This window comes from Nocardia sp. KT25-26 (assembly GCF_056627695.1).
In genome coordinates, this window is sequence record NZ_CM152813.1 from 5,360,165 (window position 1) to 5,383,416 (window position 23,252).

The 23,252-nt window shown below is 69.7% G+C and carries 25 protein-coding genes; 12 read left to right on the forward strand and 13 right to left on the reverse strand.

Features of this window, described 5'->3' with window-relative positions:
- Positions 1–68: 68 nt before the first annotated feature.
- Positions 69–1,313: a YhgE/Pip domain-containing protein gene (locus AC1HFH_RS24200; RefSeq protein WP_480245083.1), complete on the forward strand. Its 1,245-nt coding sequence runs from the start codon at positions 69–71 to the stop codon at positions 1,311–1,313.
- A 219-nt stretch (positions 1,314–1,532) separates the two neighbouring features.
- Here AC1HFH_RS24200 and AC1HFH_RS24205 read toward each other — a convergent pair whose 3' ends face one another.
- The 3 genes from AC1HFH_RS24205 to pdxH all read right to left on the reverse strand — a co-directional run bounded on the left by AC1HFH_RS24205 (position 1,533) and on the right by pdxH (position 4,391).
- Complete coding sequence (locus AC1HFH_RS24205) at positions 1,533–1,892, reverse strand: FKBP-type peptidyl-prolyl cis-trans isomerase (RefSeq protein ID WP_480245084.1); 360 nt, start codon at positions 1,890–1,892, stop codon at positions 1,533–1,535.
- A gap of 48 nt (positions 1,893–1,940) precedes the next feature.
- Positions 1,941–3,245: a citrate synthase gene (locus tag AC1HFH_RS24210; protein ID WP_480245085.1), complete on the reverse strand. Its 1,305-nt coding sequence runs from the start codon at positions 3,243–3,245 to the stop codon at positions 1,941–1,943.
- Positions 3,246–3,659: 414 nt separating this feature from the next.
- Complete coding sequence (gene pdxH / locus AC1HFH_RS24215; protein WP_480245086.1) at positions 3,660–4,391, reverse strand: pyridoxamine 5'-phosphate oxidase; 732 nt, start codon at positions 4,389–4,391, stop codon at positions 3,660–3,662.
- Between the two features lie 106 nt (positions 4,392–4,497).
- On the opposite strand from pdxH, the gene AC1HFH_RS24220 reads away from it, so the two are divergent.
- A complete protein-coding gene (locus AC1HFH_RS24220; RefSeq protein ID WP_480245087.1) occupies positions 4,498–5,646 on the forward strand; it encodes a citrate synthase 2 in 1,149 nt (382 codons plus the stop codon).
- Positions 5,647–6,131: 485 nt separating this feature from the next.
- Here AC1HFH_RS24220 and AC1HFH_RS24225 read toward each other — a convergent pair whose 3' ends face one another.
- On the reverse strand, positions 6,132–6,680 hold the full coding sequence (locus tag AC1HFH_RS24225) for a TetR/AcrR family transcriptional regulator (RefSeq protein WP_480245088.1): 549 nt from the start codon (positions 6,678–6,680) through the stop codon (positions 6,132–6,134).
- A 136-nt stretch (positions 6,681–6,816) separates the two neighbouring features.
- On the reverse strand, positions 6,817–7,422 hold the full coding sequence (locus AC1HFH_RS24230; RefSeq protein ID WP_480245089.1) for a hypothetical protein: 606 nt from the start codon (positions 7,420–7,422) through the stop codon (positions 6,817–6,819).
- Between the two features lie 71 nt (positions 7,423–7,493).
- Here AC1HFH_RS24230 and serC point away from each other — a divergent pair, with 71 nt between their 5' ends.
- The 3 genes from serC to AC1HFH_RS24245 all read left to right on the forward strand — a co-directional run bounded on the left by serC (position 7,494) and on the right by AC1HFH_RS24245 (position 10,607).
- Positions 7,494–8,618: a phosphoserine transaminase gene (gene serC / locus AC1HFH_RS24235; protein WP_480245090.1), complete on the forward strand. Its 1,125-nt coding sequence runs from the start codon at positions 7,494–7,496 to the stop codon at positions 8,616–8,618.
- Positions 8,619–8,893: 275 nt separating this feature from the next.
- Positions 8,894–9,823, forward strand: coding sequence for a septation protein SepH (gene sepH, locus AC1HFH_RS24240; RefSeq protein WP_480245091.1), 930 nt, complete (start codon positions 8,894–8,896; stop codon positions 9,821–9,823).
- 46 nt (positions 9,824–9,869) lie between these two features.
- A complete protein-coding gene (locus tag AC1HFH_RS24245; RefSeq protein WP_480245092.1) occupies positions 9,870–10,607 on the forward strand; it encodes a DUF6928 family protein in 738 nt (245 codons plus the stop codon).
- A gap of 4 nt (positions 10,608–10,611) precedes the next feature.
- Here the strand turns inward: AC1HFH_RS24245 and AC1HFH_RS24250 are convergent, their stop codons facing one another.
- Positions 10,612–10,902 carry a DUF2537 domain-containing protein gene (locus tag AC1HFH_RS24250; protein ID WP_480245093.1) on the reverse strand — a complete coding sequence of 97 codons (291 nt, stop codon included), beginning with the start codon at positions 10,900–10,902 and terminating at the stop codon, positions 10,612–10,614.
- On the reverse strand, positions 10,899–11,702 hold the full coding sequence (locus AC1HFH_RS24255) for a TrmH family RNA methyltransferase (RefSeq protein WP_480245094.1): 804 nt from the start codon (positions 11,700–11,702) through the stop codon (positions 10,899–10,901). The genes AC1HFH_RS24250 and AC1HFH_RS24255 overlap by 4 nt, the downstream gene beginning before the upstream one ends.
- A 53-nt stretch (positions 11,703–11,755) precedes the next feature.
- Between AC1HFH_RS24255 and AC1HFH_RS24260 the strand changes: the two genes are divergently transcribed.
- Complete coding sequence (locus AC1HFH_RS24260) at positions 11,756–12,148, forward strand: YccF domain-containing protein (protein ID WP_480245095.1); 393 nt, start codon at positions 11,756–11,758, stop codon at positions 12,146–12,148.
- Between the two features lie 4 nt (positions 12,149–12,152).
- Here the strand turns inward: AC1HFH_RS24260 and AC1HFH_RS24265 are convergent, their stop codons facing one another.
- Positions 12,153–12,923: a glutaminyl-peptide cyclotransferase gene (locus AC1HFH_RS24265; protein ID WP_480245096.1), complete on the reverse strand. Its 771-nt coding sequence runs from the start codon at positions 12,921–12,923 to the stop codon at positions 12,153–12,155.
- Between the two features lie 17 nt (positions 12,924–12,940).
- On the opposite strand from AC1HFH_RS24265, the gene AC1HFH_RS24270 reads away from it, so the two are divergent.
- Together AC1HFH_RS24270 and AC1HFH_RS24275 are read left to right on the forward strand one after the other, a co-directional pair.
- Entirely contained in the window at positions 12,941–14,011 is a 1,071-nt protein-coding gene (locus AC1HFH_RS24270) for a DUF3027 domain-containing protein (protein ID WP_480245097.1), read from the forward strand.
- Between the two features lie 5 nt (positions 14,012–14,016).
- Positions 14,017–17,079: a sacsin N-terminal ATP-binding-like domain-containing protein gene (locus AC1HFH_RS24275; protein ID WP_480245098.1), complete on the forward strand. Its 3,063-nt coding sequence runs from the start codon at positions 14,017–14,019 to the stop codon at positions 17,077–17,079.
- Between the two features lie 11 nt (positions 17,080–17,090).
- On the opposite strand, the gene AC1HFH_RS24280 is transcribed toward AC1HFH_RS24275, so the two are convergent.
- Positions 17,091–17,333, reverse strand: a complete 243-nt coding sequence (locus AC1HFH_RS24280; protein ID WP_480245099.1) for a DUF2530 domain-containing protein — start codon at positions 17,331–17,333, stop codon at positions 17,091–17,093.
- A 96-nt stretch (positions 17,334–17,429) separates the two neighbouring features.
- Here AC1HFH_RS24280 and AC1HFH_RS24285 point away from each other — a divergent pair, with 96 nt between their 5' ends.
- Both AC1HFH_RS24285 and AC1HFH_RS24290 read left to right on the forward strand, forming a co-directional pair.
- On the forward strand, positions 17,430–17,867 hold the full coding sequence (locus tag AC1HFH_RS24285; protein WP_480245100.1) for a MarR family winged helix-turn-helix transcriptional regulator: 438 nt from the start codon (positions 17,430–17,432) through the stop codon (positions 17,865–17,867).
- A 25-nt stretch (positions 17,868–17,892) separates the two neighbouring features.
- A complete protein-coding gene (locus tag AC1HFH_RS24290; RefSeq protein WP_480245101.1) occupies positions 17,893–18,426 on the forward strand; it encodes a hypothetical protein in 534 nt (177 codons plus the stop codon).
- A 165-nt stretch (positions 18,427–18,591) separates the two neighbouring features.
- On the opposite strand, the gene AC1HFH_RS24295 is transcribed toward AC1HFH_RS24290, so the two are convergent.
- The 3 genes from AC1HFH_RS24295 to AC1HFH_RS24305 form a co-directional block, all read right to left on the reverse strand.
- On the reverse strand, positions 18,592–19,140 hold the full coding sequence (locus AC1HFH_RS24295) for a DUF2771 domain-containing protein (RefSeq protein ID WP_480247962.1): 549 nt from the start codon (positions 19,138–19,140) through the stop codon (positions 18,592–18,594).
- Positions 19,141–19,142: 2 nt separating this feature from the next.
- Positions 19,143–20,993, reverse strand: coding sequence for an MFS transporter (locus tag AC1HFH_RS24300; RefSeq protein ID WP_480245102.1), 1,851 nt, complete (start codon positions 20,991–20,993; stop codon positions 19,143–19,145).
- Positions 20,994–21,071: 78 nt separating this feature from the next.
- Positions 21,072–21,494: a cold-shock protein gene (locus AC1HFH_RS24305; RefSeq protein WP_480247963.1), complete on the reverse strand. Its 423-nt coding sequence runs from the start codon at positions 21,492–21,494 to the stop codon at positions 21,072–21,074.
- A 120-nt stretch (positions 21,495–21,614) separates the two neighbouring features.
- On the opposite strand from AC1HFH_RS24305, the gene AC1HFH_RS24310 reads away from it, so the two are divergent.
- The gene (locus tag AC1HFH_RS24310) at positions 21,615–21,857 is read left to right on the forward strand and encodes a hypothetical protein (protein WP_480248025.1); all 243 of its coding nucleotides are present in this window, start codon (positions 21,615–21,617) and stop codon (positions 21,855–21,857) included.
- A gap of 381 nt (positions 21,858–22,238) precedes the next feature.
- Positions 22,239–22,877: a resuscitation-promoting factor Rpf1 domain-containing protein gene (locus AC1HFH_RS24315; protein WP_480245103.1), complete on the forward strand. Its 639-nt coding sequence runs from the start codon at positions 22,239–22,241 to the stop codon at positions 22,875–22,877.
- A gap of 85 nt (positions 22,878–22,962) precedes the next feature.
- Here the strand turns inward: AC1HFH_RS24315 and AC1HFH_RS24320 are convergent, their stop codons facing one another.
- The gene (locus AC1HFH_RS24320) at positions 22,963–23,154 is read right to left on the reverse strand and encodes a hypothetical protein (protein ID WP_480245104.1); all 192 of its coding nucleotides are present in this window, start codon (positions 23,152–23,154) and stop codon (positions 22,963–22,965) included.
- Positions 23,155–23,252 lie beyond the last annotated feature (98 nt).

Sequence of the window (23,252 nt, forward strand, 5' to 3'; positions counted from 1 at the left end):
CGGTTTCCTCACCGAACTCTCAGAGATCCGCACGAGTGCGCTCGAGTTCCTCGCCTACGGTCGGCACGGTGATCGGAAAACGTGCCCGTGCCGGCCTGCGCAGCCTCCGGCATCGTGTCGGCCCAGCTTCTCCGGCCCCGGCGACCGCCCGGGTCGCGCGGCGGACCGGTGTCGGAGCAGTCCTCGTCGCCGCCGTGCTGCTGGCCACCGGAATCGGTGCAGCCGCCTGCTCCCGTACCGAGGCCGCCCCGACCGGAATCGCCCTCGTCGACGCCGACACCGGCCCGACCGGGGCCCGGGTGGCGGCCGCCGTCCAGGAGTCGGGCGAGGACATCGAATGGACCGTCGCCGAGCCCGGTGCGGTGGACCCGGACGACTTCGCCGCCGTGATCACCCTGCCCGCCGATCTCACCGAGTCGATGGCGACCCTGGCCGGCCCGCAGCCGCAACGCGCCCGGGTCACGGTACAGACCCGGGACGGGGCCGACGGCAGGCTGGTCGACGATGCGGTCGACGAGGTGACCCACCGGATCGGCGCCGCCGGGGTCGATGCGGCGCTCGCGGCGGTTGCCCAGGCCCGCACCCAGATGACCTCCGTGCAGTTCACCGCGCAACTGCTCGACGCCGGTGTCGGCGCGGCCGCAGCGGGCGCCGAGCAGTTCAGCGGCGGCGCCGAACAGATGCTCGGGTTCCTGGACTTCGCGCAGCAGGGCGCCGGTGAGCTCACCGCCGCGATCGAGCTGCTGAACAACACCGTGGACGGCGCCGCGAAGCAGGCCGACGAGCTGGCCGGCGCCCTCGACGCCACCGGGCTGACCATCGCACAGGTGCAGGATTCCGCCGCCGCGATCGATACCGGCCTGGACCAGGTGCTGCCGTTGCTGCGCGGCCTGCCCTTCGCAGATGACCCCGCCCTGGCCGATGTGATCGGCAAGCTGGAGGCGCTGCAGGGCGTCGCGAACCAGGCCGGCGGCCAGCTGACCGGCCTCACCGAACTCACCGGGGCGGCGGTGGACCCGGATACCGATCTGGGCACCCTGCTACGCACCGTCGTCGCGCGGCTGAACAGCGCCCGCGACCAGCTGAACCAGGGCGCCGAACTGGCGGCCGGACTGCCCGCGCTCGCCGAAGAGGGCGGCAATCAGCTGGTCTCCGCCATGGAACAGCTGACCTCCGGCGTCGGCACGATGGAACGGATCGTCGGCAACCTGAACGACCAGACCGGACGGGCCCTGGAAGCCCTACCGGCAACCGGCACCCAGTCGGCGCTGGCCCTGGCACTCACCGATCCCGTGGAAGTCGTGCGGGAGTAGCAGCTACAACCAAACCGGCATACGGCTACCGAAAACGAAACGCCCGTAAGCCGAGCTCCCCGTCGGGAGCGAGTCTTACGAGCGACGTTCCGGCCCGCCCAGCGAATCGGTACTCGAAAGCGCATGAGCCGCAGGCTCGAGTCTCGAGTGCCGATTCGCTGGGCAGAAAAGGGCCGGAACACGCCGAGCGAAGCTCGGCAAATCAAACACAGCCAGAAGTTACTGCACGTTCAGCAGGTCGATGATGAAGACCAGGGTCTTGCCGGAGAGCCGGTGTCCGGCCCCCTCCGGGCCGTAGGCCAGCTCCGGCGGGATGGTGAGCTGCCGGCGGCCGCCGACCTTCATGCCCGGGATGCCTTCCTGCCAGCCCTGGATCAGGCCACGCAGCGGGAACGCGATGGACTCGCCGCGGTTCCAGGACGAGTCGAACTCTTCACCGGTGTCGAACTCGACACCGACGTAATGCACCTCGACGGTGTCGCCCGGCTGCGCCTCCGCACCCTCACCGACGATGATGTCCCTGATCACCAGTTCGGTGGGCGCGGGGCCCTCCTGGAAGTCGACCTCCGGCTTACCCATACAGCTATCCCCTTTGATAGGTCAGTTGTCCGACAGCGGTTCTCTATGTCAGCGGTTCTCGATGTCCCGGTAGTGCCGCTCGCCGTAACCGGTGTAGATCTGGCGCGGACGGCCGATCTTGAGCGGCTCGGAGTGCATCTCCCGCCAGTGCGCGATCCAGCCGGGCAGCCGGCCCATCGCGAACAGGACGGTGAACATGCGGGTCGGGAAGCCCATCGCCCGGTAGATCACGCCGGTGTAGAAATCGACGTTCGGGTACAGGCGGCGCTCGATGAAGTAGTCGTCGGTGAGTGCGGCCTCTTCCAGGGCCTTGGCAATGTCGAGCAGCTCGTCGTCGCCGCCGATCTTGGCCAGGATCTGGTCCGCGGTCTTCTTGACGATGGTGGCCCGCGGGTCGTAGTTGCGGTAGACGCGGTGTCCGAAGCCCATCAGCTTCACACCGTCTTCCTTGTTCTTGACCTTGCGGATGAATTCCTTGACGTCGCCGCCCTGCTCCTTGATGCCGTCCAGCATCTCCAGCACGGCCTGGTTCGCGCCGCCGTGCAGCGGGCCCCAGAGGGCGTTGATGCCACCGGACACCGAGGTGAACAGGTTGGCATCGGAGGAACCGACGAGCCGCACGGTCGAGGTGGAGCAGTTCTGCTCGTGGTCGGCGTGCAGGATCAGCAGCATGTCCAGCGCCGCGGCGACCTCGGGGTCGATCTCGTACGGCTCGGCCGGGAAGCCGAAGGTCATCCGCAGGAAGTTCTCCACCAGGCTCAGCGAGTTGTCCGGGTAGAGGAACGGCTGGCCGACCGACTTCTTGTAGGAGTACGCCGCGATGGTGGGCAGCTTGGCCAGCAGGCGGATGGTGGACAGCTCGACCTGCTCGGGGTCGCGGGGGTCCAGCGAGTCCTGGTAGTAGGCCGACAGCGCGTTGACCGCGGAGGAGAGCACCGGCATCGGGTGCGCATTGCGCGGGAAGCCGTCGAAGAACCGCTTGAGGTCCTCGTGCAGCAGGGTGTGCCGGCGGATCCGGTCGGTGAAGGCGTCGAGCTGGGCGGCGGTCGGCAGCTCGCCGTAGATCAGCAGGTAGCTGACCTCGATGAAGGTCGAGGAGGAGGCCAGCTGGTCGATCGGGTAGCCCCGGTACCGCAGGATGCCGGCTTCGCCGTCGATGTAGGTGATCGACGACTGGGTCGACGCGGTGTTGGTGAAGCCCGGGTCGTAGGTGACGTAACCGGTGCTGGCCAGCATCTTGCCCAGGGCGATGCCGTCGTTGCCCTCAGCGGCCTTGGTGACCGTCATCGGGAACTCGCCGCCCGGATACGTGAGTACCGGCTTGGCGTCGTTGGTGATGTTCTCAGCGGGCACGGAAGGATCCCTCTCAGGCTAGAACCGTCGGCATCGGCGCGGTCGGCGCACGACGCGCTTGCCTCAACGCTAACGGTTCATCGGGGCGGGGCAGCAATCAGGGTTGTCCTCGGCCGTTCTCACAATCGTATCCGCTATCGGTGAGGTTACCGCGAACGCGGTGGACCGTGACCATTCGCACACCCGGCCGACCGGCCGGGCTCGGGACACCACCCTTGGAGCACGACCGGAAAACCTCCGACTGCCAGGCGATTCGACGAGAACGAGTAGCCCGGTTCCGGCTCGCTCCGGCGAATCTGCCCGCGCCGTCCGGGACGCCGTGCTCACCCGCCCGGGACGGCCCGGCGGCCGGACGAACCCGGTGCCGATGCCGTACCCAGCAGAAATTCGGCGAAACCGTGCGCAACATCACCGCTACGGCTGCAGCCGCTGCACCACCGGTTCCGGCCCGTCCAGGGTCACCCGGATGCGGTTGTGCAGCCGGCCGCGCCGCCCCTGCCAGAACTCCACTTCGTCGGGACGGAGCAGATAGCCACCCCAGTGCGGCGGCACCGGGATCTCGCCGGTTGCGGCGAAGCGCGCCTCGGTCTCGGCCAGCGCCCGATCCAGCTCGGCCCGCGACCGGACCGGCCGGGACTGCTGCGATGCCCAGGCACCCAGCTGGGACTCCCGGGGCCGGGACCGCCAGTACTCGGCGGTGGTCGCCGCCGGCACCGGTTCGGTGCGGCCACGCACATGCACCTGCCGCCCCAGCGCGGGCCAGACGAAGGTCGCCGCGGCGTAGGGGTCGGCGGCCAGCTGGGCACCCTTGGCCGAGTCGTAGTTCGTATAGAAGGTGACCCCGTCCGGGGACAGCCCCTTGCACAGCACGGTGCGGGTCACCGGGCGTGGCAGCGGACCGGAGCCGGTGTCCACGGTCGCCAGCACCATGGCATTGGGTTCGGCCGCGCCGAGCACCGTCGCCTGTTCGATCCACTGCCGCAGCAACGGCTCCCAGCCGCCGGCCAACCAGGTCTCGTCCAGATCGGCATCGTCGCCCGCGGCCACCCCGCGGTACTCGGCCCGCATCGCGGCCAGCCCGGCGTCGCCGGGTGCACCGGGTATCGGAACGACCCCACCGGCGGGCGAATTCTCCAGGTCGCGCATGCCGGGAAGGTTACTCCGCGGTACCCCCGAGCGGCCCGGGCCGACGCGCGCCACGGCACGGACTATGGTCGGAGGTGATCGCCATGCCATGCAAGGAGAGTCACCGATGACCACCAGCCCCGCGGTTTCCGGCGGACATCCCGCCCTTCCCCCCGATTTCGTCAGCGGCCTCGAGGGCGTCGTGGCGTTCACCACGGATATCGCCGAACCGGACAAGGACGGCGGTGCCCTGCGCTACCGCGGCGTCGACATCGAGGACCTGGTCGGCAGCCGGGTGACCTTCGGCGATGCCTGGGCGCTGCTCGTCGACGGCGAATTCGGCCAGGGCCTGCCGCCCGCCGAACCGTTCCCGCTGCCCGTGCACACCGGTGACGTCCGGGTGGATGTGCAGGCCGGGCTGGCGATGCTGGCCCCGATCTGGGGTTACGAACCGCTGCTGGACATCGACGACGAGACCGCCCGGGAGAACCTGGCCCGCGCCTCCGTGATGGCCCTGTCCTATGTCGCGCAGTCGGCACGCGGTATCTACCAGCCCGCGGTGCCGCAGCGGCAGATCGACGAGTGCAGCACCATCACCGAACGGTTCATGACCCGCTGGCAGGGTGAGCCCGACCCGCGGCATATCGAGGCCATCGACGCCTACTGGGTATCCGCCGCCGAGCACGGTATGAACGCCTCCACCTTCACCGCTCGGGTGATCGCCTCCACCGGCGCCGATGTGGCGGCCTCGCTGTCCGGCGCGATCGGCGCGATGTCGGGCCCGCTGCACGGCGGCGCCCCCGCGCGGGTGCTGCCGATGATCGAAGAGGTCGAGCGGACCGGTGACGCCCGGGCCGTGGTGCGCGGCATCCTGGACCGCAAGGAGAAGCTGATGGGCTTCGGCCACCGGGTGTACCGGGCCGAGGATCCCCGGGCCCGGGTGCTGCGCGCCACCGCGCAACGGTTGCAGGCCCCGCGCTTCGAGGTGGCGGCCGCCCTGGAACAGGCCGCCCTGGCCGAGCTCCGCGAGCGCCGTCCGGACCGCGCGATCGAGACCAATGTCGAGTTCTGGGCCGCCGTCATCCTCGATTTCGCCGAGGTCCCCGCCCATATGATGCCCGCCATGTTCACCTGCGGCCGCACCGCCGGCTGGTGTGCGCACATCCTGGAGCAGAAGCGCCTCGGCAAGCTGGTCCGCCCCGCCGCGATCTACACCGGCCCCGCACCCCGCACCCCCGACACGGTCCCCGGCTGGTCCACGATCAGCCACGCATAACGCCCCCGGACCATCGAGCGGCCTGCGTCCCCGACGCAGGCCGCTCGCCTGTTCCTGGGAACCACAACCGCCTACCGAAAGCCTGCCCGCCAGAACACCCAGCACCTTCGACGGCGGACTCCTCGACACCCCGCTGCCCCGTGACGCCACCACCGCAGCGACCCAGCAACCGAGCCGGGACACCTCCACCCCCCGGGATACGTAGGTGAGGGAGCTGTAGTGGCGGTATCGGCCGAGTAGCCACCGCCACCACAGCTCCCTCACGGGCAAAGCGGGCAGCGAATACTCGACCCGGGCGCACGGGCCGCCGACACGTACGTGAACGCCCTCACGTAACCCCGTACGGAGCGACCTCGAGAAGCGACCGTTCGCGGCCCGCCTCGCACCCGAGCACTCGAAAGCGCATGAGCCGAAGGCTCGAGTCTCGAGTGCTCGGGTGCGAGGCCCGATAGGGCCGCGAACACGCGGCGGCGGAGCCGACGCAATCAAACACAGCGTCCGGCCAGGGAGTCGGCCAGGAGGTCGAGTTGGGCTCGGACTGCTTCGCTGTCGTTGTCGACGAGCCAGCGGAGCACGATGCCGTCGATGACGTTGAGGGTGAACCGGCTCAGGTCGGTGACCGGCAGGCTCCAGGTGGTTTCGGTGGCGGTGGTGGCGTGCCGGAGGATATCGGCGACCGTGCTGTCGTTGAACGAGTACTGTTCGCGGGCGATGGCCAGTTTGGCGGGGGTCTGTTCGCCTTCACGCAATGCGTAGGTGGTGGTCTCGTAGGTGAGCAGCTGCCGATCCGGGGTGGCTTCGATGTTGCGCCACATCAGTTCGAGTCCGTCCCGGACCAATTTCCGCAGGGCGGTGCATCCGGTTCCGGGCGCCTCCCATACGGACTCCTCCGCGTCCACGGAATCACGTAATTCCATGGACAGCGCCTTGACCAATTCGGTCATCAAGGCGTCCTTGTTTTCGAAACAGTAATGCACCACACCGAGTGAGACCCCTGCCGCTTGCGCGACATCACGGGTGGTCACACCAGCCACGCCCTTTTTTCTGGCGAGTCCGATCGCGGCCTCGATGAGGTGGGCACGGCGTTCTTCGACGCTCAATCGGGAGGACACAGTGTGCGAGTCAACCGTCCGTGACGCGAACAGTCAATTCGCGCGCAGCGCATGTTTTTCAGCTCAGCTGTTCCCAGTCGACGGCGACCGACTCACCGCGGTCGACGGTGAAGAACGCGACCGGCAGCCGGCTGCCCAGAGTGACATGGCCGATGGCGGCCAGCGGCACCGGTCCGACGATCCGGACCAGCCAGGGTGCGGTTTCGTCCCAGGCGTGCATTTCCAGGTCGAGGCGCAGTACCGGGTCGGCCCGCCCGGTGTAGTCGGCCGCTATCGGGGTGGCGGCGAGCACGGTGGCTTCGGCGCGACGGCCGCCGGTCAGGATCTTGGTGATGGCGGCGGCACCGCCGTCGGCGCCTCGTTCGGGCAGGTAGAGCACCAGCCGGCTGGGGTTGCCGGGGTCGACCCGGCAGGCGACGGTGTCGCCGGGCTGCATCCACTCCAGGTCGGCGCTGCGGACCCGCTGCCGGATGCGGGCGTCGTAGGGGACCTCTCCGTCGATCCGCACCCGGACGCCGAACTCGTGTCCGGGCCGCCCGCGCCGGGTCCGCACGGACAGTACGGTGGCGGTACCGGCCCGCCCGCGCATCAGCAGTTCCCGGCGCACCTGGTCGCCGATCACGCCGGTGCGGCGTCCCCGTACCCGGGCCGAAGCGAGGGTCATGGCATCAGGGTAGCCGCCGGTCCCGGCACCCGGAGCCGATTCGCCCCGGACCGGCTACTACCCTATTGGGCATGACCAGTGCGTTTCCCACCATTCCCGACGACCTCTTGCCCGCCGACGGACGGTTCGGCTGCGGCCCGTCCAAGGTGCGCCCGGAGCAGCTGCAGTCGCTGGTGACTGTGGGTTCCTCGGTATTCGGCACCTCGCATCGCCAGAAGCCGGTCAAGGACGTCGTCGCCCGGGTGCGCAACGGCCTGCGCGAACTGTTCTCGCTGCCCGAGGGCTACGAGGTGGTGCTGGGCAACGGCGGTACCACCGCGTTCTGGGACGCCGCGGCCTTCGGCCTGATCCGGGAACGTTCGCTGCACCTGACCTACGGTGAGTTCAGCTCCAAGTTCGCGAAGGTCGCCGGGGGCAACCCGTTCATCGGCGATCCCATCGTGGTGTCGGCGGACCCGGGTAGCGCGCCCGCGCCGGTCTCGGACCCGGCGGTCGATCTCATCGGGTGGGCGCACAACGAGACCTCCACCGGTGTCGCGGTGCCGGTGCAGCGTCCGGCCGGTTCGGAGAACGCACTGATCGCCATCGACGCCACCTCCGGTGCGGGCGGCCTGCCGGTGAACATCACCGATGCCGACGTGTACTACTTCGCCCCGCAGAAGTGCTTCGCCGCCGACGGCGGCCTGTGGATCGCCATCATGAGCCCGGCTGCACTGGCCCGGGTGGCGGAGATCAAGGATTCCGGCCGCTGGACGCCGGAGTTCCTGTCGCTGCCGGTGGCGGTGGACAACAGCCGTAAGGATCAGACCTACAACACCCCGGCGATCGCCACCCTGCTGCTGTTCGCCGATCAGATCGAGTGGCTCAACAGCAACGGCGGTCTGGACTGGGCGGTCAAGCGGACGCTGGATTCGTCGTCGCGCCTGTACTCGTGGGCCGAGGCGAGCGAGTTCGCCACTCCGTTCGTCGCCGATCCGGCGCACCGGTCGCAGGTGGTCGGCACCATCGATCTGGCCGATTCGATCGATGCGGCGCAGGTGGCGAAGACGCTGCGGGCCAACGGCATCGTGGACACCGAGCCCTACCGCAAGCTGGGCCGCAACCAGCTGCGGATCGGCATGTTCCCGGCGATCGATCCGGAGGACGTGTCCCAGCTGACCCGTTCGATCGACTGGGTGGTCGACAAGCTCTCCTGATCCCCCTCGGGTTTCGCAAGGTTCGCAATTTCGCGCCCGGGTACGGGCCGCCGGGAATGTTCCACCCGGCCGGCCGGATACCCGGGCGCGTCTTGTTTCTCCACCAAAACGCCTGTACAGGACATGGATTCAGGTGACCAGCCGATTACATTAGCGGTCCGCGTGGGCCGCGTCGGCGATTTCGCTCGTGCGTGTCTACTCCCGCGAACCAGTAATGTGCACTACTGTCTAGGAAAGTGGGCGGTGTCGCGAGTCGACGCGATAAGGAGGTAACGGTGCGGGAACTTCGAGTCATCGGGGTGACGCCCGACTCCGCACACATCGTGTGCGTCGACACCGAGTCCGGTCAGAAGTTCCGGCTGCCTGCCGACGACAAGCTGCGTGCCGCCGCCCGTGGTGACCTTGCCCGATTCGGCCAGATAGAGATCGAAATGGAAGCAACTATGCGTCCTCGAGATATTCAGGCCCGTATTCGCGCCGGCGCCTCCGTAGCGGAGGTCACCGCGGAATCCGGTATGCCGACGAGCAAGGTGGAGCGTTTCGCGTATCCGGTGCTGCTGGAACGTGCCCGCGCCGCCGAATTGGCACAGAAAGCGCATCCGGTGCGCCCGGACGGCCCGGCCGAGCAGACCCTGCTCGATGTGGTCACCGATGCCTTCCACGAACGCGGCCACACCCTCGAGCATGCCGAGTGGGATGCCTGGAAGGACGAAAAGGGCTTCTGGGTCGCACAATTGCAGTGGCGCAACGGGCATTCCGAAATCGCCGCACACTGGCGGTACCAGCCGGACGCCTACGGCGGCACCGTCACACCGCTGGACGATCCGGCCACCGATCTGATCGACCCGGACTTCGGCCGCGCCCTGCGCGGACTGGCCACCATCGCACCGGCCGGTGCCGAACCGGCCGCCCCGGAGGCACCGCCGGAACCGGCGGCCGAGCCCCGCACCGAACGGGACCCGGCCCAGCCGACATTGGACGAGGCCTATCCACAGCGCGCGGTGTCCGGGGGCACTCCGGCAGCCATCCCGGCGGCCCCGGCACCCCCGCCGTCGAACGAAGCACCCGCGGAACGGCCGGAACCGGCGGCGAACCAGCAGCCGGCCAAACCGAACCCGGCGAAGCCGAACCGCGCCAAGCGGGGTAAGGCGCCGATGCCGTCCTGGGAGGACGTGTTGCTGGGGGTGCGCAGCTCGGGTCACTGAACCCGGGTCCCGACTGCGGAGCCATCTCATCCAGGAGGTGCGCGGGATGTTGTCGAGGGCTTCAACGCTTTGGTACGTCGACGCCGCCGATCCGGTACCGGTGCTGCGATCCCGCCCGGATCCGGATCCGGTGGCCGCGGCGGCGCTGGCGGCCGAACTGTATCCGGAACACGATGCCCGGCCGATCATGGTCGGCACCCTCAACGGATGTGCCGCACCGGATCGCGACGAGCTGTACATCGGCTGTTTCCCCGGCGTGACCGTGCTGTGCACCGCCGAGGCCGCACTGGTCCGGCCCACCGGGCTACCGGAGATCCTGGTCCGGCCGCTGGCCTCGGAACACACCTACCTGGCTTCCTTCGACGCGGTGCATCACTGGGGCGCCTTCACCCATTGGGAACGCGGCGAGCTCCGGCGATCGTTCAGCTCGACCCGAATCGACATCCTGGAGGACATCGGGCTGCCGCTGCCCTGGGAACGGCCCTTCTGGGCCGGTGAGCATCCGGTGCGCCGGCCGCCGGGCGAACTTCCCGATCCGCAGACGCTGCCGTTCGATCCGCCCGATTTCACCGATGCCGCGAACGCCGAATGGCTCGGCTTCCGTTACCGCGCCCAGCCGGCGGCCGAGGCGCTCGCCCCGGCGGATATCGCGGTGTGCGGATTCACGCTGTATCCGAAGGGCCTGGCTCCGGTGCGGACCCGGCCGGCCACTCCGGCAGCCGGCGCCGAGACGGGACTGTTCGGCCGGCTCCGGAATCGGTGGCGGCGTACCGCGATGCACTGACCGGTCAGGCCGTGGCGAGCAGGCCGATCCAGCCGATCAGTATCCCGAGCGCGGCGCCGGCCAGCGGCCAGCGCACCACCGGGGCATTGCGCCAGCGCCAGGCGGTGGGGGCGATCCCACCCACCGCCACCACGTTGATCACCAGCGCGAGGATCGGGTGCACGTCGGCGAGGATCGCGCCGAATGCGTAGACGGCGGCGGCGACGAGTACCGCCAGCAACACCACCACGGTGATACCGGCCGCCCACGGCGTGTCCTCCGGGTAGCGATCCCGGTGGCAGCCCGGCCCGTTCACGACGCCCGGATCCGCTCGTAGAAGGCCATCGCAGCGGCGGTGGCGACATTGAGCGAATCGGTACCGCGCGACATCGGGATCCGGGCCCGGACATCGCTGGCCTGCATGGCCTCCGGGGTGAGGCCCGGCCCTTCCGCACCCAGCAACAGGGCCACCTTGTCCCCGGTCATCGCGGTGGCGAGGGTGGCGGCGGCGGGGTCCGGAGTCAGGGCCACCGTCTGGAACCCCGCGGCGCGCAGCTTCGCCAGATCGCCCGGCCAGTCCGGCAGCGTTGCGAACGGCACCCGCAGCACATGTCCCATCGAAACGCGAACCGAGCGGCGGTACAGCGGGTCCGAGCAGCGCGGCCCGAAGAGCACCCCGTCCACGCCCAGCCCGGCGGCATTGCGGAACATCGATCCGAGGTTCTCGTGGTCGTTCACGCCCTCCAGCACCGCCACCGTATGCGCCCCGTCCAGGACCTCGGCCGGGGTGAGTTCGGGCGGCCGTCGGGCCACCGCCAGCACCCCGCGATTGAGGTGGAAACCGACCACCTCGGCCATCACCTGCGGGTCGGCCCGGAAGTAGGGCACGTCGCTGCCGGCCAGGTCGTCGGCGAGTTGCTGATACCGCTTGGCCACGCCGAACAGCGCGGTCGGGGTGAACCGGGACTGCAGCATCCGCTGCACCACCACGACACCCTCCGCGATCACCAGTCCCTTACCGCCGGGCAGGTCCGGGCGGCGATCGGCGGCGGACAGGTCCCGGAAATCGTCGACCCGGGGGTCGGCGGGATCATCGATCTCGATCACTTCGGCCACCGACTCATCCTGCCGTCCGGTGGGATCGGCCGTGCACTGGCATCCTGGAAGGCATGAAAATCATCCAGCTGATCCTGAATGTGCTGTGGGTGGTGCTCTGCGGATTCTGGATGGCGCTGGGCTACCTGTTCGCGGCGCTGATCTGCTTCATTCTGATCATCACCATTCCGTTCGGGATCGCGTCGCTGCGGCTGGCCGGGTATGTGCTGTGGCCGTTCGGCCGGACCACGGTGGCCAAGGAGGGCGCGGGGGCGCCGTCGCTGATCGGCAATGTGCTGTGGTTCGTCTTCGCGGGCTGGTGGCTGGCCCTCGGGCATATCGCCACCAGTATCGCGCTGGCGGTCACCATCGTCGGCCTGCCGTTCGCCTGGGCGAATCTGAAATTGATCCCGCTCTCGCTGTTCCCGCTGGGTCAGGAAGTGGTGCCGAGCAGCCAGGCGGGTTGATTCCTCATTCGAAGGTCACCTCGTACATGAACGGCCAGTACTTGCCGGTGAGCAGGAACCGGTCGGTGCCGGGGATCCGGGCGATGCCGTTGAGGACATCGGCGCGGGCGGCGGCTTCGGGCGGAAGCAGGCCGTCCGCCTCGATGACGGCCAGTACCCGGCCGGAGTCCGGATCGATGTGCAGGATGCGGTCGGTCGGATAGTTGTTGGCGTAGACGGTGCCGTCCTCGGCACATTCCAGTTCGTTGGGCGCCGCACCGTCGTAGCCCTGCAGGTCGACGGAGCCGATCACGGCGAACGTGATCCGGTCCCGGAACGTGAGCGTGCTGCTGCCGTCGCTCATCACCAGGCGGTCGGGCTGGGCGCACAGCCCCCAGCCTTCGCCCTCGTATTCGACCCGGCGGCGCTCGGCCAGCGTGACCGGGTCCCGGTCGAAAGCCACCCCGGCCTGCCAGGTGAGCTGCCAGAGGGTATCGCCCGCCAGCGTCAATCCCTCACCGAACATCGGCTCGGGGAGCGGCACCCGCGACAGCTCGGTCCCGTCCCCCCACGCCTGGGCTCGGACCGACGACACGCCCCACATTCCGGTGCTCTCGTAGAGCACGTCGTCGCGGATCTCCAGCCCCTGGGTGAATGCGGCCGCATCGTGCGGATATGTCGCCTGCACGGCGACCTCCAGCCGGGGCAGATCGCGGCCCGGATCCGGCTCGCAACCGACCGTCAGGACGGTTGTGGCAAGTGCCGCGACGGCCAGCGCACGCCGATTGTGTTCCATACGGCAAAATGTAGGCCGTGAGCGCAGTTTCTGTTTCGGAGTCCGGCGTGCGTCCCGTTCTGGCCGATGCGGCCGACCTCGCGCGACGTGCGCTCGTCGACCTGGAGCCCGGCGCGGTCGGGGCCCACCTCGGCGTCGCCGCCGAGGGTGAGGTTGCCGCCACGCACCGCTTCGAGGCCACGCTGCCCGGTTACCGGGGCTGGCAGTGGGCCGTCGTGGTGGCCGCGCCGCCCGGCGCCGACGTCGCGACCGTGAGCGAGTCCGCCCTGCTGCCCGGCCCGGAGGCGTTGATCGCCCCCGATTTCGTCCCGTGGGCCGACCGGATCCGCCCCGGCGACCTCACCCCGGGCGACCTGCTGGCACCGCCCGCCGATGATCCGCGGCTGGTGCCCGGCTATATCGCCACCGGAGATCCCGAGGTCGACGAGGTCGCCACCGAGATCGGCCTGGGCCGCAAACAGGTGCTGAGCCTGGTCGGCCGCGAGGAAGCCGCCGACCGCTGGTTCACCGAACACGGGCCGGATACCGATATGGCGAAGGCCGCACCCGGACACTGCGGCACCTGCGGTTTCTACCTGCCGCTGGCCGGGTCGCTGCGGGCCGCCTTCGGCGTCTGCGGTAACGCGATGGGCGCCGACGGTCGCGTGGTGCATGTCTCCTACGGTTGCGGTGCGCACTCCGACACCACCCTGCCGACGGGCGGTGGTTCCCCCCGCTACGAGCCCTACGACGATGCCGCCGTCGAACTCGTCCCCGCCGCCGACCTGGTCCGGGCCGAACCCGCACCGGATGTCGCCGAGGCCGGTGACCGGCAGGAGTCCGCCGAGGCCGAAGCCGTGGCAGCGGCCGATGCGCAACGCACGGCGCTCGCCGAGGCGGAGACTGCGGCCGACACGCCGGAGCAGGACACCGCCGAAGACCACGAGACCAGCGGTGGCGAGGATGCCGGTGCGCAATCCGACGCGGGCGAGGCGTCCGGGCCCGGCGGCAGCTCGGCCGAGGACGAGAACATCGAGGCCGGCGGCGGTGCAGCCGGATCGCCGGGCGAGGATGCCGATGCGGGGCCCCGGTCCCAGGTGCCGCGCTGAGCACGGTGACTGATCCGTTCGGGACCGGCGCGCTACGCGCGGGAGTGCTCGCGGCCTGGCGTGACTCGCCGACTCGGTTACGCGAGGACACCCGCACCGAGGCCGATCTCGTCGCCGCCGGGTATCGGGATCGGCTGTTCACCGAGCTCGCCCAGAACGCGGCCGATGCCGCCGCGACCGCCGGCGTGCCGGGCGAGCTGCGGGTCCGGCTCGACGGGCGGCGGCTGCACATCGCCAACACCGGTGCCCCGCTGACAGTGACCGGTGTGCAGGCACTGACGGCGCTGCGCTCGTCCGCCAAACTCGGCGAAGATCGGCCGGCCCCGGTCGGCGACCGGCGGGCCGTGGGCCGATACGGGGTGGGGTTCACCGCGGTGCGCACGGTCAGCGACGAGATCGAGGTGCGCTCCACCAGCGGATCGGTCCGGTTCTCCCGCGCCGCGACCCGCAGCGCGCTGCACGACGCGGGAGTCACCGTCCCGGACGATCTTGCCGCGGTCGCCCCGCCGGTGCTGCGCCTGGTCTGGCCGGTCCCCACCACGCCGGTGGCGGACGCCGATACCGAGATCGTGCTGACCTTGCGCGACGATATCGATGCCGCGGCACTGCTGGCCGGCCTTCGCGCCGAGGCAGCCGATCTGCTGCTGGAACTTCCGGCACTGCACCGCATCCGCATCGGCGACGACGAATTCACCGGCACCCGGCGCGATCCCGGCGAACCGAGCACCGCACCGCCCGGACTGGCGGAACTCCGGGTGCAGCTGCCGTCGGGTACCGAACGCATCCATTGGGAGTACCGCACCGAGCGGGTTCGATGGCTGCTTCCGGTGACCGGTCAGCGCCCGCACCCGGCCGCACCCGACGTGCTGCGGGCACCGACCCGCTCCGACGAGGAACTCTCGCTACCGGCGCTGCTGATCGCGGACATCCCGATGCAACCCGATCGCCGCCGCCTGCTCCCCGGCGCCCGGCTCACGGAGCTGGCGGCCGGGTATGCCGATTTCGCGCGTGCCCTGCCACCGGCGGATCGCTTGGTGCTGGTCCCGGCACCCGGCTTCGCCCGCAGCGAGGCCGACGGTGTGCTGCGCGAGGCGCTGATCGAGGAACTGCGCAACCGTTCCTGGCTACCGGTCGTCCCGCCACGGAACGACCCCGCCGGGCCCGATGCCGGAAGTCACCGGCACTCGGACCACCCGGGGTTCGCTGTGATCGGGAACGGTGGCGGTCCCGCGGCAGCGGATCCTGCTGCGGCCCAAGGCCCCGAATCCGACGTACCGTGGCCGGACGCCAGGGAGCCGTTGCATCCGACGGGCACCGAGGCGGAGCCGGATACCCGGATCGGCGGGGTGACCGAGTCGGCGGAACCGAGAGCGGTGGCACACGGAGCTGATTCCCCGGCGGATGCGGTCGCTGTTCCGATCCGGGCCGGCGTTTTTCCCGAGCTGAACGCAGAGCTGGCCGAGCTGCTCGGCGATTTCGTCGGCCCGCTGGTGATCCCGGAGCTCTCCGGTCGTGACCGGCTGGCCGCACTGGCCGTGCTCGATGTCCACCAGCTCGGGGCAGCTCGCCTGGCCGAGCTGTCCGCCGCTCTGCCGCGCCCGCCGCAGTGGTGGCACCGGCTGTATGCCGCGTTGGCGCCGTACGTGGTGGACAACCTGGTGGCCGAGGAGCTGGGTGCGCTGGCGGTACCGCTGGCCGACGGCCGGCTGGTGACCGGACCGCGCACCACGGTGCTCGGTGACCAGCTGACCGAGGCGGTGCCGGTGCATTGGGCCAGGCTGGTGCACCCCGCGGCCGCTCATCCGCTGCTGGCGCGGCTGGGTGCGCGCACCGCCACCCCGGAAGACCTTCTGAGCGACCCGAGCCTGGAGGCCGACCTCACGGACAACCCGGGTGACCCGGAAACCCGGGCGGCCGTACTGGCGCTCGCGCCCCGGGCACCCGCCGAGCTACTGCCCTCCTGGCTCGGGCTGCTCGAACTCCCCGATACCGCAAGCGAATTGCGCCCGGCCGATGAACTGCTGCTGCCGGACGCGCCGCTGCGGCAGGTGCTGGCCCCGGACTCCCCCTTCGGTGATCTCGCCGCCGACCAGGTGCGCACCCACGGCGCCGAGGCGCTACGCGCCGTGGGCGTCGGCTGGGAGTTCGGCGTGCTGACCGACCCGGACCCAGTGGGCCCGGATCACGACCTGGACGACGAACCGGCCTGGTGGGATCAGCTCACCGACGACCCCGCCGAACTCGCCGCGGTCCGGGACCTCGACCTGGTGGACGAATCGGCCTGGCCGGCCGCACTGCGGTTGCTCCTGGCCGGGACCCGAACCCGTCCGCTGCTGGCCGACCCCGACGGTTACACCGCCTGGTGGCTGCGCCGGCACGCCGAGATCGACGGCATCCCACTCGGCCGGCACCGCCACCCCGACGCTCCCGAGTTCGCCGGGCTACTGCCGGCCCCGGACCTGGATGACCTGGACCCGGCCGACCGGCAGCTACTGCGATCGGTACTGGTGCAGCCGGACACGATCGATGCCGGCCTGGCCGAGGAGCTACTCGACGCGCTCGCCGATCCGGCGAAAAATCCGGATCCACAGACCGTGGCCGATACCCATTCCCGGCTCGCGGCCGCAGTGGACGCAGGTCACCTCGAAGTGCGGGATCTGGAACCGCCGCACGGTGTGCGAGCGCTGTCCGGTGCGGTGGCCGACCCCGGTGCCGCACTGGTACTGGACGATCCATGTCTCGGCCTGGTGCTACCCGCGGACCGGTTGGTCGCCGTGGCAGCCGACCGGGCCACAGCCCTGGCGGCCCTGCTCGACCTGCCCCTCGCGACCGAAGAAGTCCAGGTCGAGGTCCTCGGCACCGGCCGCCCGATCAGCTGGACCGGCGATCCACTGGGCGTGGTCCTGCAGGCTGCGTGGCCGGCCGAACCGGGCACCACCCCGGTTCTCCACGAGACGTTGCACATTCGTCTCACCGGAGCAGTAACCGGCACCTACCGGGTTCCGTGGTGGCGCACCGGAACCGAACTGCATGTGGCTGTGCCTGTTGCACAATCCCGGCCCGACTGAACCGACCCCGGCTACAGCCCGACCTGGGCGCCCTTGTCACCCCGGCGGGCACCACGACGCTGCACCAGGAAGATCACCAGGCCCAGACCACCTACTGCGAGGCCCATCAGGCATACCGGGCGCAGCGATTCCCAACGGTCGCCGCTGAGCCACACCACCACGGTGGCGGCCAGCCACAGCGCGGTGCCGATGGCCAGCACCGGCCGCGGATCGGTGAACCGCTCGGGGATCTGGGGAATGTTCGTATCCGGCACAACAGGAATCGTAGTTGTTCGTAGCCGCGGTGTGACCGGTGCCGACCGGCGCGGATTTATGCGGCGAACCGCCGCGCTTACCGTAAAGTTGCGCCCGTGGCAACTCCTTCTGAGGTCCGTTCGCTGGCCGGTGAGCTCTCGCTGGCCGTGGTCCGGCTGACCCGGCACCTGCGCGGCCGCCGAGTCGATTCCCCGGTCTCGCTGACCCAGCTATCGGCCCTGGCCACGCTCGGCCGGGAAGGTGCGATGACGCCGGGCGCGCTGGCGGCCAAGGAGCGGGTCCAGCCCCCCTCGATGACCAGGGTCATCGCCTCCCTCGGCGACCTGGATCTGGTCCGCCGCGAACCCCACCCGACCGACGGCCGCCAGATCATCGTCTCGCTCTCCGACTCCGGCCGCGCTCTACTAGCCGACGAAGCCGACGCCCGCGAAGCCTGGATGACCGAACAGCTGTCCGACCTGGACGAAACCGATCTGCAAACCCTGCACGATGCCGTCGCCATCCTCAACCGCATCGTCGCCGGGTCGGAGTAGGCAGCCCGATCGACCTGGGGGCAGCATGGGCCCGGAACGATTGACCGTTACGGAATTTCAGCTCTACCTACTAGCGACGATGAATCCGCTCGGCCCCATCCGAGCAACGGCCCTGCACGACCTGGGGTGCACCGAAGCCGAGATGCGCTCCGCCGCCGAGTCTGTGTCCAAATCGATAATGCCAGGCAAGGGCGGGTCGGCACAGACCCTTCGAACCATCCTGGGCGACCTCCTAGTGCAGAGCACCGTGACCACGGCCTGCGAGGGTTTCTCCTGCCGACTCCCCCTCTGGAACGAGTTCGTTTTCGAACTGGAGGTTTTCAACGATTCACCCTTCATGAGGAGGGCCGAGTTCACCAGGGACTCCGTCCACCGCACGACGACCACCGCGATGCCCTGGCACTTCCTGGAGGAGGAAATAGGTAGTCGATTCGTCGAGATAACCGCAGTCGACTCGTGGGGGACGTACAACAGCTACACCGCCTACGACGCCGAAGAGGGCAGGAAAAAGTTCCTGAGATTCTCCTGGGGTCTACTCCAAGAGATAGAAGCCATCTGATCGCGTCTGAGGTCAGTACAGATCCAGCCATCACCCGGCGTGGTGCCGCCCGTCGGTTCGCTCGGTTGCGGCCAACACCAGCCCCTGAACCGCCGATTCCGGTCAGGGCGCCACGTCCGGCACGGGACCGAGCACCACACCGAGATACCGACCGATCACCTGCGGTCAGTGTGCCGCGCCCGGAACATCCTTCGGCGGCGTATTGATCGACCACAGGGCATGGGTGCCGACGATCTGCTCGCCGGTGTCGCGGTCGACGCCGGTGACCGGGAGGGCGATTTCGATGCCTACCAGCAGCAGGTCGGCGGGGAGCAGGGTGTCGATGGTCACGGCGCGGGTGCCTTCGGCGAAATCGCGGTAGCCGAGCTGGAACTTCTCACCGGTGCCGTCCGGGTATTCGTAGATCAGGGCGGCCCGCCAGGGTGATTCGGCGATCTGGTCGGGCAGTGAGAGCTGTACCCGGTCGCCGGGGCGGACCGGCAGCTGGGCGGTGCTGCCGGTGCGGCATTCGCCCACGGTGGGGGTGCCGTTCTCGACCAGCAACGGGCAGTAGGTGTAGGGCGGCACGGTGACGGCGGTGCCACTCGCGTACGCGGTGATCTCCGGGTCCCGTTCCTCCGCGCGCGATACCGCCACGGCCACGACAACGGCGATCACCAGGACCGGCACCAGCACTACGGCCAGTACCGCAGCGATCGTTCGCTTCTGAGGCATGTTCACCCGAACGATTCTCCGGTATCGGACCGGCGCCGCCGGGGCCGGGTCCGCGGCTCCCGGGGCCGGTACACCGGCATCGTCGGGTCCGAACCGTACGGCCCGGCGGCATAGCGTTGCGTCGGCGCCCCGCTGTCGGCGCCGCCGGGCACTTCCTGGTCGGCGTGCTGGGGACGGTTGCCGCCGAGCCCGGGCAGTAGCGAATGGCCGCGGTAGCTGACGAAGGTCTGGACAAGACCGAGCGCCAGCACCACAGCGGCGACGGTGAAGCCCTTCCAGAAGTCGGTGGGCAGCAGCACCCCGGCCGCGCCGCCGACTACCCAGCTCAGCTGCAGTACGGTCTCGGACCGCCCGAAACCGGAGGCGATGGATTCTGGTGGCAGATCGTCCTGGATGGACGCATCCAGCGACACCTTGGCCAGTGCGCTCGCGGCCGCTGCGACGGCGGTGGCGATCGCGGCCCCGAACAGGTTGCCGGCGAGGGCGGCGAACACCGTCACCACCGCACAGCTGCCGACGCATCCCAGCACGATCAGCGACGGCCGGCCGAGCTTCAGCCGGGCGCCGGTGGCATTGCCGCCGAAGTTGCCCAGCGCCGCCGCGGCACCGGCCACCCCGAGCATCGCGGCCTGTTGCGCCGGACTACCGCCGGTCGCCTTCGCGACGAACGCCAGGTAGAAGGTCAGGAAACCGGTGAGCATCCGTATCGTGCCGTTCCCCCACAGTCCGGTGACCACCGCCCGACCCAACGGCTGGCGGCGAGTTCCGGCGGGCACGGCGGACGGTTCACCACGGTGCAGTACTTCGGTGTGCGCGTCGTCGCCGTGGTAGGTCAGCGTCGCCGGGACCTCCCCCTCGGTGACCTCCACCCAGGACGGGATGCGCAGGCTCAGATAGGCGCCCAGGCAGGCGAAACCGACGGCCAGCACCAGTGCTCCGGTGGAGTCGGCGATCAGCGCGGCGAGCGCCGCCAGGGCACCGGCCCCGATCGTGCCGCCCACCAGACCGAAGACGGTCAGGCGGGAGTTGGTGCGGACCAGGTCGATTCCCGGTGGCAGCACGCGGGGCGTCACCGCGCTCTTGAGCACCGAGAACGATTTCGAGCCGATCATCATGCACAGTGCCAGCGGATACAACGCCCAGCTGTCGAATTGCAGGATCAGCAGCACCCCGAGCACCGCCCGGGCCCCGAAGGTGGTGGCCAGTGCCAGCCGGCGCCCGCGTTGCAGCCGATCCAGCAGCGGCCCGATCAGCGGTGCGATCACCGCGAACGGCGCGATGGTGATCAGCAGGTACAGCGCGACTTTGGTCTTGGATTCGGCGGTGGCGCTGGCGAAGAACAGCGTATTGGCCAGTGCGACGGCAATCGCCGCGTCCAGGGCGAAGTTCGCCATGGTCGCGTAGGTGAGGGAGGTGAGCCCGGACTTGTCCGCACCGTCGGCTTTGGCCGCGCGCTGGAAGGTGGCGATCCCGCGTTCGGTGAGCTCCCGGCTGCGCATCGCCGCGACCCGGGTGACCGTCAGTTTGCGCGGCATCCGGGCCCGGTCCGAGGTCAGTTCCGGATCGACGGGCGCGACGGGGCCGCGTTCCTCGAAATCAGGTTCGCCGAGGTCCCGGGGCAGTGGCCGGGTCCGGGGCGGGCGCGACGGTTCGTGCGGCACCGAGCCGGGCGGCCGTCGCGGGGTGTCTCGGGGGTCCACACGCGGGAACGCCTTGCGCGGGGCACGGCCGGGCGGTACCGCGCCGTGCCCGGGCGGGTACCGATCACTGCCCGGATGCCGCGGCCCCGGACGGCCCGCCGGGGCGTCCCAGCGACCACGGTCGGGGCCGGCGGGGTCGCGGGGGGTATTCACACCCTCAATTCTGGCGCACGACCCGCCGGCCCGTGCAGCCGACGGCGGAACCGCAGTTGCCGGGGTGTGTCACCCCGGTCAGCGATCGAGCTCCCGGGCGACGGCGCGCACCACCTCGGAGATGCGCTGGGCCAGCTTGCGGTCCGGGTACCTGCCGCGCCGCAGATCCGGCTGCACCTTGGTCTCGAGCAGCGTGATCATGTCCTCGACCAGGCCGTGCAGCTCGTCCGGACTCTTCCGCGGTCCGGCGTCCTTGCGGTCCTTGCGGCCGGACTGCTGGTTGTTCCGGACGCTGGGCGGCGCCTCCAGCAGCTTGAGGCTCAACGCCTGCGGGCCGCGGCGGCCGGCGGCCATGCCGAACTCGACGCGCTGCCCCGGCTTGAGTCCTTCGACGCCGGCAGGCAGCGCGGACGAGCGGACGTAGACGTCCTCCCCCTCGTCCTGGGAAAGGAAGCCGAAGCCCTTGTCGACGTCGTACCACTTCACCCTGCCGGTCGGCACTGTGCTCACCCGTTTCTCGCCCGTACGTAAATAAAGCGCCCCACAGCAAGGCAGGACGCGATCGACGACAAGTCTACCCCGGGGTGAACACTTCGAGCACACCAGTTTTACGGTGCTGCGGTGACCAACTCCGTTCAGCCGACTCCGCCGGGGCAACCGCGCCGGTCGTCGAGCGATCGATTGCTGCATGTCGCCATGGCCCTGTTCGGAGTCGGGCTGCTGGCGATCGTGGCCATCTTCCTGACTCCGATCCTCACCGACGGGACGGCGGGGCTGTGGCTGTATCTGATCGCGATGCTCACCCCACTGGGTTTCCTGCTCGGCATCGTGTTCGCGCTGTGGTCCGGGCGGCGGTCCCGATGACCGCGGCAAATGATTACCCGGGGTAACCACCCCCGAACCATGGATGTGATCCTCATCACATAACGACCGGGTCACGAAGTGTGCGTACACCTGTTCTTGCCCACCGACCGCGGCCACTACCTGGGGTGACAACTCCGGGTAGCCCCTGAGACCACCCCGAGACCGCATCCACACGCCGGTTATCAAATGGTGATTTTTCGCGGCAGCCGTCGTACCGTCTATCACAGCCGGGACACACCCCGGCACCACCGGCCCGCCGCACCGAACCTCGCCCCGCGGGTACCGGACCCCGACTGGCTCAGGGGCGAGGGCGGGACGGACGACCTCTCAGTCCGAACCCGAGCGAGCCTCGCAGGTGCGTACGAGAGGAAGACACCCGATATGAGTGGACGCCATCGCAAGCCGACCTCCACCGGCCGCACCGTGGCCAAGGTCGCTGTCACCGGCGCGATCTTCGGTACCGCTGGTGCCGCCCTCGCCGGAAACGCCAGCGCGGCACCCGACTCCGACTGGGATCGCCTCGCACAGTGTGAAGCCGGCGGCAACTGGGGCATCAACACCGGCAACGGTTTCCACGGCGGCCTGCAGTTCTCGCCCTCCACCTGGAGCGGCCACGGCGGCGGCGAATTCGCCCCGACCGCCTACCAGGCCACCCGCGAACAGCAGATCGTGGTGGCCGAGCGAGTCCTCGCCTCCCAGGGCTGGGGTGCCTGGCCCTCCTGCTCGGCCCAGCTGGGTCTGAGCAGCGCGCCCACCCCGCGCACCGCCCCCGCCGAGACCCCGAGCTGGAACCCGGCGCCCGCCGCCCCGCAGCAGTCGGAGCAGGCACCCGCGCAACCGGCCGAGAACCAGGAACTGTTCCAGGCCGTCGACCGCGCCCTCGAACTCGTGCAGTCCCAGGGCGTCGCCGTGCCGCAGCAGGCACTGGACTTCGTCGAGGCCGCCAAGTCCGGCGATGTCCAGCTCGACCCCAACGTGGTCGACTTCTTCGAGGCGAACCAGGGCCTGCTGCCCTCCTGATCGCCCGAAGATCCCCGAACAGCAGAACAGGCCCGTCTCCACGGAGGAGACGGGCCTGTTCGCGCTGCGTCGGACAGCGCCGGGTTCACACCCGGTTCACGACCGTATGCGGATGGACGTAGGGCAGCGTGTCCGCCGCGACCGGGAACTCGGTGTCCTCGCCGAAAGGCGAGAGGTTACCAGCGCGAGCCGACGTGAATTCGCTGACGGCATGATCGCCGTCGGCAACCTCGGGCCAGCCGTTGTCGACATACGGTTTCTTCGATTTGTTCACCACACCGTCATTGTGGCATGACGCGCGCCCGGAGTGATCGATGCGGGCCGCGTACAGCCCAGGTGACCACGCCGAACCCCGGCCCGGCCCGCTACGCTGGA